The sequence below is a fragment of the Runella sp. genome (genome assembly GCF_965279615.1).
Taxonomy (GTDB): Bacteria; Bacteroidota; Bacteroidia; order Cytophagales; family Spirosomataceae; genus Runella.
The window spans coordinates 4,149,053-4,164,021 of record NZ_OZ257252.1; the positions used below are offsets into that span (position 1 = coordinate 4,149,053).

Consider the following 14,969-nt stretch of genomic DNA (forward strand, 5'->3'; position numbering starts at 1 on the left):
TTTGGAACCTCGCCAACGTTAACCTATACTAAAACTTCAACCCCACACTCACCAGAAAATTACGTCCTGCCTGCGGATAATAAAAGTTTTCGGTGGTGGTTTGACCTCCGTAAATGTAGCTGTATGTGTATCCGTTAGATTCGTATAATTCATTGAAAACGTTGTTAGCCAACGCACTTACCGTAATTTCATTCATCCATTTGGGTTTAATGCGGTAGATCAACCGAACGTCATTGGTAAAATACGCATCCAGACGGCGGTTTTCGTTGGAGGTATTGTCGAGGTATTGTTTCCCTACGTATTTCGTCAATAACGCTACTTCCAGATTCTTTACCGGTGCATAAATGAGTTGACTTCCTACAATTACGTTGGGCGAAAGAGCGATGTCTGAATTGCCGTGGTTAGTGGTTTGGTAACCGCCATTTTCGTCGTCATAATCAACAATATACTCCGTAAAATTTCTTACCTTATTTTTGCTGAATGTGGCGTTGGCGTTCCATTTCCATTGTTTGCTCAATTGTGCACCAAACTCCAACTCAATGCCTGCGCGGTAGCTTTCAGGAACGTTGATTTTAATAGCATTTCCCACATCATTCAACTGCCCTGATACAACCAATTGGTTTTTGTAATCCATGTAATAACCACCGATCGAAGCCGCGACGCGGCCTTTTTGGAAACGATAGCCCGCTTCAACATCCCTTAATACTTCAGGATTGGGCTGAATCTGCCGGGTAGATTCTGTAAAATCATCGCGATTGGGTTCGCGATGCGCCAAGCTAAAGGAAGCAAAAGCGGTGCTGCTTTCTGAAACCTGATACGTTAAACCGGCTTTTGGGTTGAAAAAGGAGTAATTAACATCGTGCAATTGCTGCCGCTGCTGGTTGTCATCACCTTTGATAAAGTAACCGATCTTACGAAGCTGTAAGTCGGCAAAAATATTCAATTTATCGGTTAGTTGATAGTAGGCTTTTCCGTATACATTGAAATCCGTCTTCAACCCCACACTTTGATAATAGCGTTGACGAATACTGCCGGTTCCTGCATAACGCGCCCAAATCACCTCACCAAAGTGATTCCCGTCGTATTGATTCCAGCCGCCGCCGATATTAGCGGTCAACTTTTTGAAGCTGTTGTAATCTAACGAAAAAGTGGTTCCGTAAAATGAATTATCCAACCAACGGCGCCGAATCAAATCACTGCGGGTAATAGTGTCACCGCCTACAATTACCGACGGAAGCTTATAGTTACTTAACTTATCGTTATCGCGCGATTGTTCATAGTACCCGTGGCCTTTCACCAAAAATCCATTAAGGTTGAATGTCCAGTTTTTGTTGAGCACATGCGACGAGATCAGTTGATAATGGTCTTGTTGATAATTATCTGTTTGATTGTCATATAAATACAGATTGTACTTGCGACTGTCAGAATTCAGTAGATTTTGGGCATCGCGTTCATTGAGCCCATTACGGTCTATATAGGCCAGCATTCCTTCTCTATCTCCCTTTAGACGCGCTTCCGGAATTCCTTCCCACGCCTGATAGGTTACTTCTTTACCCGAAAATACATTCAAACGAATTGAGCTTTTCTTCCCAAAATAGGCCCCTGACAGGTAAAAAGAACCCAAATCTGATTTGGCTCGGTCAATAAATCCATCAGAAGTAATTTTTGATAAACGTGCATCCAACGTAAATCGGTTGTTCAACAAACCTGTTCCTGCTAAAACGGTGTGCTTGCGCGTATTGAACGAGCCGAACGAATTGTTGATCTCGGCATAACCTTCTTTTCTGAATTCGTTGGTGTTTATGTTAACAGTAGCGCCAAAAGCCGCCGCACCGTTGGTAGAAGTTCCTACGCCGCGTTGAATCTGTACACTGCTCACCGAAGAACCAAAATCGGGCATATTCACCCAAAAGGTTCCCTGGCTTTCCGCATCGTTGTACGGTATTCCGTTGATAGTCACATTGATACGTGTTGCATCGGTACCGCGAATACGTAATCCTGTATACCCAACGCCCGCTCCCGCATCTGAAGTTGTAACAAGTGAAGGGGTAAAATTGAGCAAAACCGGCAGGTCTTGCCCCAGATTTTGTTTACTCAATTCAAGTTTTCCCACATTCGTAAAAGCAACACCCGAATTTTGATTGGCCCGTGTGGCATTAATGACGACTTCATCGGCAGTGAAAGTGCTGCGTTTTAATTGAATAGGGTTGGTTTCTGACTGCAAATCTAAAATAGAGATGCTTTTATTTTCATATCCTACGTATGAAATCTCAACGGCGTCAGCATTGTTTGGAAGATTTTTCAGCGAGAATTCGCCTTTTTCATTTGTCACCGTTCCCCGAAAACTTCCCGCCCGAACCGTAGCACCCGGCAGCGGTGTGCCGTCTTCGGCGTCAACGATTTTACCCGACACAGATAGTTGGGCAAGTGCAGGCACGTACAGCAACACTCCCGTTGCCACGGCCAAAAACCAAGATGTAATCTTTTGCATTTCTGATTCCCTCCGCCGGCATTACCCGGTTCAGGTGTTAAGGGTATAATCTCAGCCCGTCATGTTAGGGCACCCCATTTATGTAAAAATTCCGCGCGCCGGAATTGACTGCAAAGGTAGAGGATAACTTTACAAAAAAACAAATATGTTTTAGTTCGGAGATTTTCGCTTCTTTCTATCCAACCATTTCTGTTGAATTTTGTAAGATAACCACGCGCTTGCCGCACCTGTTACGGCTCCTGCCAAAATATCGCTCGGATAATGCACGCCCAATCGCATCCGCGAATAACCAACGGCTCCCGCCCAAGCGTAAGCAGGTACAATAACATACCATTTTCGGTAATTAATGGCCAAGGTAGTAGCCGTCGAAAATGCCACAGTCGTGTGACCGGACGGAAAAGAATAATGCGGTTCCTCTCCTTCAATTCGTGCCGCAAAAAGCGTAGGATGTTCAATGAAAGGTCTGTCTCTCAACACTATCCTTTTAGTGGCTTGCGTAATTCCTGTTCCAATCAAAAACCCTCCCAATGCCTGCCAACCCTGTTGTTGCAATTTTTTATCTTTCGTTGAAAAACCCACAATCAATAAACCTGCGGGCAGCGCCAAGCTCAACGGTTTTGCCGTAGAAGATAAAAATTTCTCAGTGTTTACATTGGTCGGTTGGATTGAGCCATAGACGTTTTGGAGCAGACGGGTATCTAAATCTTGGGCGCTTAGTTTCCAAGAAAACAAGCACAAAAAAAGAAGGTATTTTTTCACTTATATGTACGATGAGTTGCGAGATGTTGGGGCGGCATGTCTATTTCTTACGACGAATTCGAAAGAGTTTGACCAATGGCTCTACATAATCCTGTTGGGAATCAATGGCTACGTAGTTAATATCATTTTGACGGGCAAACTGCTCAATTTGTTTTCCCACTTGAGCAAAATCCTCGCGTACGCGTTTACGAAACCACAGCGAAGACGCATTTACCCAGATTGTACGCTTGGTTTCGGGGTCAACCACCGGGATGATACCCAAACGAGGCAAATCAGTCTCGCGGCGGTCGAGCAGATGCACCATGACCAGATCATGTTTACGTGCCAATGCCCGTAGGTTATGTTCGTAGTTTTTATCAATAAAATCGGAGATAAAGATCACTACACTCCGCCGCTTGAGCACGTTGAGTGTAAACAAAATCCCTTCGGCAAGATTGGTTTTCGACGACAGCGGCCTCAATTTATACAGTTCTGTTATCAATTCATAGCCATGTTTCATGCCATTGGAGGGATGAATGTATTTTTCTTTTTGGTCCGAAAAACACAACAAACCTACGTGGCTCGCTTCCTGAATGGCCGACAAAGCCAGCACGCCGCAAATTTCCTTGGCAGTATCCAGCTTTGAATGATTCAGATGCCCTACCTGCTGAGAACCACTTACATCTAAAATAAAAAAAACGGTTTGCTCTTTCTCTTCACGAAAGATCTTCACAAATGTTCCGTGGCCTTTGGCCGATACGTTCCAGTCGATGGTACGTACATCGTCGCCGTATTGGTATTCACGTAAATCAGCAAATTCTACCCCTGAGCCTTTAAAAACTGACCGAAAGCTCCCACGCATGTCAGCATTGACGGCCTTTCGAATCCGAATCTCGTACTGACGAATCTTAGTAATAAATTGCTCAATCATGCGTATTTTTGTAGCTCAGTACCTCAAAAATACAAAAAACAGTCATGATACGCCGCACCCTCATTTATTTTTCACTCTTTTCGTTTCTGCTTTTCGGCTGTCAGGACGAACCTGATATTCCCGCAGGAACGGTGTCAGAGGCAAAAATGGCTCAGATATTAACGGATATTCATATTATAGAAGCCCGAGTCGGAAGATTGGCATTGACTTCTCTCGACTCTTCCACCATTATTACTGAACACTTAAAGCTTCAGGTGTTTAAAAAATATGGAGTCGATTCTGCCACTTACAACCGCAGTTATAAATTTTATTCCACCAATCCTATTTATCTTGAGCGAATCTATGACATTGTAGTCAAGCAATTGGAAGTTCGCCAAAAGAAAAAAAATTACAAAGGTTTGTAACATGACTATCCCGGAAGAACTAAAAAAGGCAATTATTCAATTACCACAAAAAGAAAAAGACAGGCTTCTTCTTCGATTGATCGCAAAAGACAAAAACCTTGTACTACGCCTTGAATTTGAATTGATCGAAATGGGTGACACCGTCCAAAGTCGCCGCGATTCCATCAAACAACAAATCCTGAAAAGTGCCCAAATGACCCATAATACACCGGGATGGATGATGATGGACATGCGAAATCTGGCCGGTGATATCAGTCAACACCTTAAAATTACGAAGGATAAATACGGTGAAATTGAGTTGATGATCTATCTTCTTTTGACTTTTTTTGAACAACAATCTTCACTCCTGCTGGTTCATAACAGCAAAAGCGACTCTGTTGCCGAATACATTGCCAAGAAAACCGACATCATCCTTAAAAAACTGGCGAAATTCGACCCTGATTATTACGTCGATTTTGAGAGAGATATGCAGCATCTATTGAACTACGTTCACAGCCATTGTCCAAAAAACTACGCTCGACAGTTGGACATTCCCAAAAATTGGCCATAAAAAAAGCAGCCTGTCATTGCACAGGCTGCTTCCCGTTAAATGGTATTTCAGGTTATTTCTTCACCGCCATTACCATCTTAATATCAAGCTTAGCACCTACGGCCAACACATCTATCAAATCCTGAACGGAAATGCTTTGGTCAACCTGAAGAATGACCGTTTTTTCATCTATGCCCGCAAACGTGGATGCTAATACAGTTTCCAATTGCTCTTTGGGAAGAGGCTCACGATCAAGAAAATAGTTCTTATCTGCATCGACCGACAGTGTGGTCTGCTTTTTCTGCATTTGTTGCGCAGCCGACGCCTTCGGTAGCATTAACTTAATGACGTTGGGATTCACCATTGTTGAAATAATCAAAAAGAACAACATCAGGAAGAACATGATATCATTCAGCGATTGGGTGAATACTTCAGGAGCGAATCTGGCTTTACGGCGAATCTTCATAGTTTAGTCATTTATTATCATTAATGAATGTCATGAAGTCAGAGAGGTTTGGGTTTCTGACGACTTCATGACTACTCTATGAACGGCTCGTAATTGGTTTCTGTAATACGTCAATAAAGTCAAACGCCCCGGACTGTAGTTTTAAAGCGATCCGGTCTATCTTCATGTTTAATAAGTGATAGCCCATATAAGCGATCAGACCTACGATCAAACCTGCCCCCGACGTTACCATTTTTTCATACATCCCACTCGCAATGGTACTGATATCAAAGTCATTTGATTGCGAAATGCTGTAGAAAATATTAATGATCCCCGAAATTGTACCCACGAAACCCAACATAGGCGCAATACCCGCAATCACGCCCAAATAGGAAAGATTGCTTTCCATCCGTGAGATCTCAATGTGACTGGCGTTTTCGATGGTACTTTCAATGTCTTTGATGGAATACCCAATGCGACCGACGGCTTTTTCAAAAATTCGGCCGGCAGCGGAGCGTTGATTGCGGCACAATGATTCGGCAGATTTGATATTTCCCTGCTGCACAAAATCTTTCATGTTATCAATAAAACTCTCTTCGAGTTTACCGTTTGAATTAATGGCCAACCAGCGTTCAAAAATGATAAAAAGCGTGAGAAAGAACATAATCAGGAGCGGAATCATCACCCATCCTCCTTTTAATAACAGATCAAATAAAGAGATTCCCGGGGCAGAAGTAGCGGCTGTAGCTACTGAATCAACGGCAGTTTGCGCTTGGAGTAAAATCATTATGGTTTGGTTTTTGCTGTGTCAAAAACGGAATGAATCAGCGGAATATTGTTTATAAAGGCCAAATATACAAATTTCTATTCGTTACGGTCAATCACTGACCGGCAATAAAGAGTGATTCTCAACAATTAATGGAGCTACATAAAAACGAGAAATGCACTAATAGGTTGGTATTTTCTATGACACTTTGTCTTTTTTGAGTAGTATTGAACAAAAACATACATCGGGATGAGCGAACCTTCGAGCATCAATCAGAAAACCACGCCATTTATTCGCTTCACAGGACATCCTTCTCCACACTATCATAAGGAAGAAACCAGTTTACTTAATTCTGTTGACTGCGTTATTTTTGGATTTTATGGAACGGAACTTCATCTGTTATTGCACCGTTTCCCTTACGAGCCTTTGGTAGGGCATTGGGCGCTTTTGGGCGGTTTTGTGCATCCGGAAGAAAGCATAGACGATGCCGCCCGAAAAACGGTGCAACGACTCACCGGCCTTCAGGACGTTTATATGGAACAGGTTTACACATTTGGAGATGTGTACCGTGTTCCCACTGATCGGGTCATTACGACCTGTTATTATGCTCTTATTGAGGTAGAACCAACGCTGGATAAACTCTCGCACGAATACGGCGCTACTTGGCAACCTATTTCGGAAGTACTTAAATTGGATTTAGTGTATGACCACTTTGCCATGTTTCAAAAAGCGTTGGAACAATTACGTCGCAAAGTGCGCTATCAGCCGATTGGTTTTGAGCTTTTGCCCGAAAAATTTACCATGCTTGAACTGCGCAATCTGTACGCATCCATTTTAGGCCGCTCGCTCGATAAGCGTAATTTCAGCAAAAAGATCCTGAATATGAACCTGTTGGTAAAACTCAAAGAAAAGCAAAAAGGCACTTCTCGCCGGGGAGCTTACTTTTTCTGTTTTGATGAAAAACGCTATCAGGAATTGGTCGCCAAAGGTTTTCTGTTTGAGATATAAGCTTTACCGAAAAAGGTTCCCCCAATTGTCAGCCACATCGTTTGATTTATCAAAACCGTTGACCCACTCAATAAATAGAATTCTAAATTCTTCAATGGCATCGCGAAGCACTTGCAGGTAACGTACATCCTTAAAACCCAACATTTTCAGGCCCGAAGTTTGCGCCAATAGATTACGGGCGTGGATTCTGATCAATACGGCATTTTCCATGCGAAGACTGTACAGATCTCCGCCTTCAGCGCCCGCGATCTTGGCACATATAATGCTTGAATCTTCAAATAACATGCTTCGGTAATGGGCAATGAATGCATCTTCATCGTCGATCAGTTCAACGAGTGAATCCACAATGTCGAAAATCTCCCGCGCTTTTTTCATCACCGGCAAATTATCTACACGGTCATTTTCTCGCTGAAAATCCCGTTTTGACTCTTCTGAATTGTAATCTTCATCGTCAAAGCCAAAATCCTCGTCGTCATCATCGTCAAAAATAGCCATACCGGTAGTGATTTTATACGTCGCAATTTCTAAAACTTTTGTTATTGAAGCAAAATGAAAGACTTTTTGTAAATTGAAACCGTAAACTTTCCATTGCCCGCTTTATGAACAAACTTTTCATCAACTTACTGGCCGTGTGTATCGGCTTTTCTGCTTTTGGTCAAGAAATAAAAGAAAATAAAGGCTTTTATCAATTCCTTACCGACGACCCCAACCAACAACCTTTCTATTCAGACCGTCAGGGAGTTATCGCATCCAATGGCATGGTGGCTACCGCGCATCCGGCCGCTTCGCGCGTGGGTGCCGATATTCTGAAAATGGGTGGCTCTGCTGCCGATGCTGCCGTGGCCGTTCAGTTCGCGTTGGCCGTTGTACACCCTTCGGCCGGAAACATTGGGGGTGGTGGTTTTTTTGTGTACCGTACCAAAAAAGGCAAAAATTTCACGCTTGACTTTCGTGAAAAAGCTCCAATGCAAGGTTACAAAGACATGTATTTGGACAGTGCAGGAAACGTGATCCAAGGACTAAGCATGACGGGGCATTTGGCAAGCGGTGTTCCGGGTTCGGTAGATGGAATGGTACAGGTACATGAAAAATTTGCAAAACTTCCCTGGGCAACCCTGCTCCAACCCGCCATTGACTTAGCCGAAAAAGGCGTTATTCTCACAACCAAAGAAGCGACAAGCCTCAACCGCGTAAAAGCAGACATCATAAAGCTTAATGCTGATACAACGTACTTTCGTCGCGCCGATGGCCGCTATTGGATGGCCGGCGATACGCTCATTCAGGCTGATCTCGGAAAAACATTGCGCCGTATCCAAGAACGCGGACGGGCAGGCTTTTATGAAGGCGAAACGGCTGATTTATTAGTTGCTGAAATGCAGCGCGGCAAAGGTTTTATCTCGGCCGAAGACCTGAAATTATACCAAGCGGTTTGGCGCAAACCGCTTGTCGGCAAATACAAAGAGTATAAACTCATTACGATGCCTCCGGTTTCGAGCGGCGGCGTGGCGCTGTTGCAATTAATGAAACTGGTTGAACCTTATCCTCTCAAACGTTGGGGCTGGCATTCAGACTCTACTATCCAAGTAATGATCGAAGCCGAGCGCCGCGTTTATGCCGACCGCGCTAAATTCCTGGGTGATCCTGATTTTGTCAAAGTTCCTATCAAACAACTCGTGGCTAAGAATTACCTGAAAGGTCGCTGGCAGGATTTTGATTTCGCAAAAGCCACCGACAGCAAAGCCATTAAGGGAGGCGATATTTCGGGCTACGAAAGCACAGAAACGACCCACTTCTCCATTGTTGACAATGAAGGCAACGCCGTTTCCGTAACCACAACGCTCAACGGAGGTTACGGAAGTCGTGTGATCGTAAAAGGTGGCGGCTTCTTTATGAACAACGAAATGGATGATTTCAGCATCAAGCCGGGCGTACCGAATATGTTTGGATTGATCGGCAACAAAGCCAACGCCATTGCTCCCGGCAAACGAATGTTATCCTCTATGACTCCCACCATTCTGGAAAAGAACAAAAAACTATACATGGTGGTAGGAACGCCCGGGGGTTCAACAATCATTACATCAGTATTTCAAACTATCCTGAACGTAGTTGAACATGGAATGACCATGCAGCAATCTGTGAATGCCTACAAGTTTCATCATCAGTGGCTTCCGGATAAAACAACGTTCGAAACCGGGGCTTTTTCGGAAGGTGTTCTTCAACGGTTATTGTCAAAATCATACATTCTTGAAATGCAACGTAATACCATCGGACGTATGGATTGCATCTTGGTTCTCCCTGATGGACGCTTGGAAGGTGGCTCAGACCCCAGAGGAGATGATACAAGTATTGGCTACTAAATGTTAACTATCAAAGCGCGAGCAGAAAATGCTCGCGCTTTTTTGTTTCTCTCGGAGAAAAAATGGTTAAACTCCATTATCAAATACACGGACACGGCCCAAAGCCTCTTTTGGCATTTCACGGCATTGGGCAAGACCATCGCTGTTTTTTGCCTTTGGTAAATGTGTTGAAGGCGCAATACACCTTATACCTGTTTGATTTACCGTTTCATGGAGAAACTTCAGCCTTGGATTCTGAAAAATTGTCTATGCCGTCTTGGAAGGAGATGTTGAATGTTTTTCTGAACGAGGAAAGTCTTTCAACTTTTTCGGTAGCGGGATTTAGTATGGGGGGGAAATTTGCGTTGGCTACGGTACAGCTTTTTCCTGAACAAATCACTTCCTGCTGGTTGTTTGCGCCTGATGGCATTACTGAAAGCCCTTGGTATCGATTGGCTACACGCTTTTGGTTGACCAAAAGCCTCTTTAAGTTTTTCGTCAGCAACGTTGGCAATTTCCAAAAACTGGCGTACCCTTTCCTGAAACTGGGGTTGGTGGAAAAAAGTATGGTAAAATTCGCTCAATCTACGCTGGCAACGGAAGTACAACGTGAACGCGTCTATCGTTCATGGATAGCATTCAGTACTATACGCCCTGATATGCCGACTGTAGGAAATTTCATTGTTCATTATAAAATTGATCTCAAGCTATTTTTAGGCCAATTTGATGCATTATTGCCCGCTTCCTATATGGAACCTTTAACTAAGCGTTTGCCAAGTTTGAAGCCGATCATTTTAAAAACAGGTCATCACCGATTGATTGAAAAAGCAGCAGGTTGGTTTGAGCAAAACTCTACGTGTACAACCCAAGGCAACTAAAAGCGAAGCAGATCATTGCTTTACAAAAAAACGTGTAAGCCCAATCACTGACACAATCACCAGTACAATTATGACAACCCGACTCACAATGCTTTCATTCGGGTTTTCGATCAACTGACGCAATCCTTTGGCTTCAAGTCCTACCCAAACTGTGAGAGCTGTACGGGGAACCATCCCCAAAAAGCCGCCTAAGATCACATTTGAGAAGCGTATTTTCAGCAACGAAAAGATCAGATTGGTCAGCGCAAATGGAACAGCGGGCGATAATTTAGTAAAAAATACAAATTGCAGTTCATTCTTCTGAATACGATTCAGCAGTGAAACAGCCCGAGGAAAATGAGAAAGGTATTGAAGCAAGGCTTCTCCATTGAGCCGTTTGGTAATCCAGTATATAATAGCAATGGCCGTCATATTAAGTAGAATCAATGGCCCTAATGCCCACCACCCCAGAAAATACCCAAAAGCAAATGCTAATAAAGCCGGCGGAAGTAGTGCTAAAGCGCACGCCAAAGCAGAAACGACACACACAATTGCCCAATCCTGTAACGTAAACCGGTCAATAAGAGCCTCATTCCTGATAATCCAAGCCCCTAAGAACGAACTCGTTATGAATGGAAATACTGTTAAAAAAAATGCCGAGAGACTCGGCAGTAAAGGTTTTTTTTGGGTTGACATGGTATGCAAACTACTCAAAAGGCAAGGGTTAAGAAAATTACCCCTTAACCTTTGACCTCATTACTTAAGCGTAAGTATTTAACATTACCGGCATTACCAGCATCAAAATATCTTCATCATCTTCTTTTTCAAGCGGCACCACCAAACCTGCACGATTAGGTGCCGACAATTCAAAGGATAAAGTATTTGTATTTAAGTTATTAAGCATTTCGATCAGGAACTTTGCATTAAAGCCGATCTCCATTTCGTCGCCGTTGTATTCACACAATAAGCGTTCGTTCGCTTCATTGGAGTAATCAAGGTCTTCTGCCGAAATAACGAGTTGGTTTGGCGGAGTGAGTTTCAATCGGATCTGATGGGTTGTGCGGTTGGAATAGATCGAAATACGGCGCAATGAATTCAGAATCTCACCGCGACTGATCGTCAACACGTTTGGATTATTGGTCGGGATCGCATTTTCATAATCGGGAAAACGTTCATCGATCAATCGGCAAATCATTCGGATATTGGCAAAGCTAAAGAACGCGTTGGCTTGGCTGAATTCAGCTTTTACGGGAACACTCTCCGAAGGCAATGAGGTCTTCAACAGATTTAACGCTTTGCGCGGAATGATCATCGTAGTATCAACCAATGATTTCACATCATAGCGGCGATAGCGAATCAAACGATGCCCATCAGTAGCCACAAACGTTGCATAATCTGCACCCAGTTGTAAAAACACGCCCGTCATGGCAGGGCGAAGCTCATCTGTACTGGTAGCAAACAGTGTATTTGCAATGGCATTTGAAAGTGCGTGAGAAGATAATTCCACCGAAAATGCCCGATTTACCGAAGGGATTTTCGGGAAATCAATGGGATTCTCTCCCGAGAGTTTATAACGACCATTGTCGGAGACAATTTCGATTCCAAAGGTATCACCGTCTATGTTGAGCGCAATCGGCTGCTCCGGCAAGCCACGAAGCGTATCTAAAAGCAACTTGGCAGGAATCGCAATCGCGCCTTTGTCAGTAGATTCTACCTGCAATTCAGTAACCATTACAGTCTGCAAATCAGAGGCTGTAACGGTAAGTTGGTTGTTATCTAGCTGAAACAGGAAATTTTCAAGAATAGGAACAATCGGGTTAGTGGAAACGACGCCGTTAATCGCTGCAAGTTGTTTAAGCAATACCGACGACGATACAGTAAATTTCATAGCTAGGTGTTATAGTTATTATTTAACAAATTTAGCAAAGATACAGCTAAAGTCAAACTATTTATGCCGGATTGTCCTATCTCGCAAGTAGAAATCTGCCAAGACCAAGGCCGCCATTGCCTCCACAATGGGCACAGCCCTCGGCAATACGCACGGATCGTGTCTTCCTTTACCCTGTACCACGATTTTATCCCCTTCCCGGTTGACACTCTCCTGCTCCTGCATTATGGTTGCCACGGGCTTAAAAGCTACGTTAAAGAAGATATCTTCACCATTGGAGATTCCTCCCTGAATTCCGCCCGAATGGTTGGTGCGGGTACGTACCCTTCCCTGTTCGTCGGTATAAAAAGCATCATTGTGAGCTGAGCCTTGCAGTTCTACACCTGCAAAGCCGCTTCCATATTCAAAACCTTTAACAGCGTTGATACTGAGCATGGCTTTTCCCAACTCTGCGTGTAATTTATCAAATACAGGCTCTCCCCAACCCACCGGAACACCTTTTACAACACAACTTACAATACCGCCGATGGAATCTCCCTGTTTACGAATATCATCAATGTAATCAAACATTTCCTGCGCCACGGCAGGGTCAGGGCAGCGAACGGCGTTTGAATCGGTCAGCGATAGATCAAGCTCCCTATACTCTTTGTTCAGTTTTAACTTTCCTACCTGCGAAACATACGCCTGAACCGTTACACCAAGATCGGTTAGTAAGAGTTTAGCCAATGCCCCTGCCGCCACACGAGCCGCAGTTTCGCGCGCAGAACTGCGCCCACCACCACGATAATCCCGAACACCATATTTGGTTTGGTAGGTAAAATCAGCATGAGAGGGTCGGTATTGATCGGCAATGTGTGAATAATCCTTGCTGCGCTGGTCTTCATTCCAGATCACCATGGAGATGGGCGTACCCGTTGTTTTTCCCTCAAACACACCCGACAGTACCTGAACAGTATCCGCTTCACGACGTTGCGTCGTAATGCGCGACTGGCCCGGTTTGCGACGGTCTAATTCATACTGAATAAATTCTAAATCAAAATCTATGCCCGCAGGACATCCTTCTACTACAACCCCGATGGCAACGCCGTGCGATTCCCCAAAAGTGGCAATTTTAAATATTTTTCCGTAAGTGCTACTCATTACTTTCTAAACATAAAGATCATTACGATCAACATTATTATAATTAAAATATTGGCAATATTGCGAATAATAGTCTGATAATCAACCACCGGTTTTGTACTGTCCCATTGCTCAATACCTGTATAGACCGATTCAGCATCGGCGGTTTCCAATTGAGTGTTCTGAACATTTTCGCCTATTACTGTAAGATTCAGCGTTGACCGAAGCGTGTCGTACATTTGCTTTTTTGGGTTAAAATAGACCCAAAAAACAAGATCATTCATCAAAAAACTACCACTTTGTTTTGGAATTATCTGATATTGAAAGGTTTTTGCGCCGGCAATTCTGTTCTTTTGTCTTATGATATTATTTTCGATATCAGGAGGATATATATCAAACAATACCATATTTGTAAACGTTGGTTCCTGAATAGATTGAATATTTCCTTCTCCTACGATCCGGAAATTATACCGATAGCTGGTTCCGGTTTTGAGTTGATTACTGCTTATTTTTTCTTCTAATCTAAAATTTCCAACAATGACCTGATTTCGCAGTGGGTGAGCAGGCAGACTGAGGACCTCTACAACAAGCGGTTTGGAGGAATAGGTTTTTAATTCTACAATGTCTTTTTCCTCTTCCGATTTAGTCATCATTTTCATCATCCAACTTACCGAGGGAATAGTAATGGATTGATTATTTAAAGGAAAAAAAGAGGCCTGATAAATTCGGTATTCTGTAAATCGTTTTCCTTTGATAGTGATCGGCAGGTCAGGAATTTCCTGAATGCCAAAATTTTCTTCCCAACAATTGGCCGGTTTAAGCAATTTAAGCACTTTTTCCAGCTGCTTCTCCACCTCATAAAAATCCAGTTCTGCGGCATTATCTTCTGAAACCAGCAGGGAAAGACGCAGATTGAATCCCTGCTGAACATACACTTGCCTTTTGTCTACACTCACTGCCAAAAATACTCCTTGTGAAGCTTCACGTTCCAGTTCTGCATTTATTTCAGGTGATTCCTCTTCAGTTTCATCACTTTCAACATCCGAGCTCTGTTCTACCGTTACTGTAGTGCCTTCCGAACGCATTATTTGTTTATTTACCAAAATTTCCAGCGGCCCTGTATTGAAAATCCCCGTTTTGGTTGGATAATAATTTTGGGAAACTGTATAGGTAATGATCGTTTTTCCCCCGACCTGATTAGTGAGGCTTGACCGGGAGCTTTCTCTTTTTTGGAAATTTTTGATATTGTCCGGAAATGAAATCAGTGGGACTTGGTCAAGTCCTGTTACTTTAATGGAAACCGTAAACGGTTCCAATAAAGTGATCTTTGTACCGCTAAATTCAATGGCAAAAGGGTTTTCCGTAATCTGTGCATGAGCTATGGATATAGTCCAAAAAAAAATCAAAAAAACTATATATCTGTTTTGCTTTTTCATCGTTATATTTAACGCAAAATT

Annotated in this window: 15 protein-coding genes and 1 riboswitch; of the genes, 5 read left to right on the forward strand and 10 right to left on the reverse strand. The window is 43.2% G+C overall.

All coding sequences use genetic code 11. The annotated features are described in order from the left end of the window. Positions 1 to 28: 28 nt before the first annotated feature. The 3 genes from ACQY73_RS17740 to ACQY73_RS17750 all read right to left on the reverse strand — a co-directional run bounded on the left by ACQY73_RS17740 (position 29) and on the right by ACQY73_RS17750 (position 4,160). On the reverse strand, positions 29 to 2,491 hold the full coding sequence (locus ACQY73_RS17740) for a TonB-dependent receptor (protein ID WP_428653263.1): 2,463 nt from the start codon (positions 2,489 to 2,491) through the stop codon (positions 29 to 31). Beyond that, a riboswitch (TPP riboswitch) is annotated at positions 2,482 to 2,578 on the reverse strand. It overlaps the preceding gene by 10 nt. Positions 2,579 to 2,641: 63 nt before the next feature. After that, complete coding sequence (locus ACQY73_RS17745) at positions 2,642 to 3,250, reverse strand: phosphatase PAP2 family protein (protein ID WP_428653265.1); 609 nt, start codon at positions 3,248 to 3,250, stop codon at positions 2,642 to 2,644. Positions 3,251 to 3,290: 40 nt separating this feature from the next. Next, positions 3,291 to 4,160: a DUF58 domain-containing protein gene (locus ACQY73_RS17750; protein WP_428653267.1), complete on the reverse strand. Its 870-nt coding sequence runs from the start codon at positions 4,158 to 4,160 to the stop codon at positions 3,291 to 3,293. Positions 4,161 to 4,204: 44 nt separating this feature from the next. Between ACQY73_RS17750 and ACQY73_RS17755 the strand changes: the two genes are divergently transcribed. Beyond that, positions 4,205 to 4,564 (forward strand): DUF4296 domain-containing protein, encoded by a 360-nt coding sequence (locus ACQY73_RS17755; protein WP_428653269.1) that lies wholly within the window; start codon positions 4,205 to 4,207, stop codon positions 4,562 to 4,564. Between the two features lies 1 nt (position 4,565). Further along, entirely contained in the window at positions 4,566 to 5,114 is a 549-nt protein-coding gene (locus ACQY73_RS17760) for a hypothetical protein (RefSeq protein ID WP_428653272.1), read from the forward strand. A gap of 52 nt (positions 5,115 to 5,166) precedes the next feature. Here ACQY73_RS17760 and ACQY73_RS17765 read toward each other — a convergent pair whose 3' ends face one another. Beyond that, positions 5,167 to 5,559 (reverse strand): ExbD/TolR family protein, encoded by a 393-nt coding sequence (locus ACQY73_RS17765; RefSeq protein WP_428653274.1) that lies wholly within the window; start codon positions 5,557 to 5,559, stop codon positions 5,167 to 5,169. Between the two features lie 76 nt (positions 5,560 to 5,635). After that, complete coding sequence (locus tag ACQY73_RS17770) at positions 5,636 to 6,325, reverse strand: MotA/TolQ/ExbB proton channel family protein (RefSeq protein WP_428653276.1); 690 nt, start codon at positions 6,323 to 6,325, stop codon at positions 5,636 to 5,638. Positions 6,326 to 6,553: 228 nt separating this feature from the next. On the opposite strand from ACQY73_RS17770, the gene ACQY73_RS17775 reads away from it, so the two are divergent. Continuing rightward, entirely contained in the window at positions 6,554 to 7,312 is a 759-nt protein-coding gene (locus ACQY73_RS17775) for an NUDIX hydrolase (protein WP_428653278.1), read from the forward strand. Positions 7,313 to 7,315: 3 nt separating this feature from the next. Here the strand turns inward: ACQY73_RS17775 and ACQY73_RS17780 are convergent, their stop codons facing one another. Further along, on the reverse strand, positions 7,316 to 7,807 hold the full coding sequence (locus ACQY73_RS17780; protein WP_428653280.1) for a hypothetical protein: 492 nt from the start codon (positions 7,805 to 7,807) through the stop codon (positions 7,316 to 7,318). A 104-nt stretch (positions 7,808 to 7,911) separates the two neighbouring features. On the opposite strand from ACQY73_RS17780, the gene ggt reads away from it, so the two are divergent. Together ggt and ACQY73_RS17790 are read left to right on the forward strand one after the other, a co-directional pair. Next, the gene (gene ggt / locus ACQY73_RS17785; protein WP_428653282.1) at positions 7,912 to 9,669 is read left to right on the forward strand and encodes a gamma-glutamyltransferase; all 1,758 of its coding nucleotides are present in this window, start codon (positions 7,912 to 7,914) and stop codon (positions 9,667 to 9,669) included. Between the two features lie 62 nt (positions 9,670 to 9,731). Continuing rightward, on the forward strand, positions 9,732 to 10,526 hold the full coding sequence (locus tag ACQY73_RS17790; protein WP_428653284.1) for an alpha/beta hydrolase: 795 nt from the start codon (positions 9,732 to 9,734) through the stop codon (positions 10,524 to 10,526). Between the two features lie 12 nt (positions 10,527 to 10,538). Here ACQY73_RS17790 and ACQY73_RS17795 read toward each other — a convergent pair whose 3' ends face one another. The 4 genes from ACQY73_RS17795 to ACQY73_RS17810 all read right to left on the reverse strand — a co-directional run bounded on the left by ACQY73_RS17795 (position 10,539) and on the right by ACQY73_RS17810 (position 14,948). Beyond that, positions 10,539 to 11,201: a TVP38/TMEM64 family protein gene (locus ACQY73_RS17795; protein ID WP_428653286.1), complete on the reverse strand. Its 663-nt coding sequence runs from the start codon at positions 11,199 to 11,201 to the stop codon at positions 10,539 to 10,541. Between the two features lie 64 nt (positions 11,202 to 11,265). Continuing rightward, positions 11,266 to 12,393, reverse strand: a complete 1,128-nt coding sequence (dnaN, locus tag ACQY73_RS17800; RefSeq protein ID WP_428653288.1) for a DNA polymerase III subunit beta — start codon at positions 12,391 to 12,393, stop codon at positions 11,266 to 11,268. 57 nt (positions 12,394 to 12,450) lie between these two features. Continuing rightward, positions 12,451 to 13,533: a chorismate synthase gene (aroC, locus tag ACQY73_RS17805; protein ID WP_428653291.1), complete on the reverse strand. Its 1,083-nt coding sequence runs from the start codon at positions 13,531 to 13,533 to the stop codon at positions 12,451 to 12,453. Next, a complete protein-coding gene (locus ACQY73_RS17810) occupies positions 13,533 to 14,948 on the reverse strand; it encodes a BatD family protein (RefSeq protein ID WP_428653293.1) in 1,416 nt (471 codons plus the stop codon). The genes aroC and ACQY73_RS17810 overlap by 1 nt, the downstream gene beginning before the upstream one ends. Positions 14,949 to 14,969 lie beyond the last annotated feature (21 nt).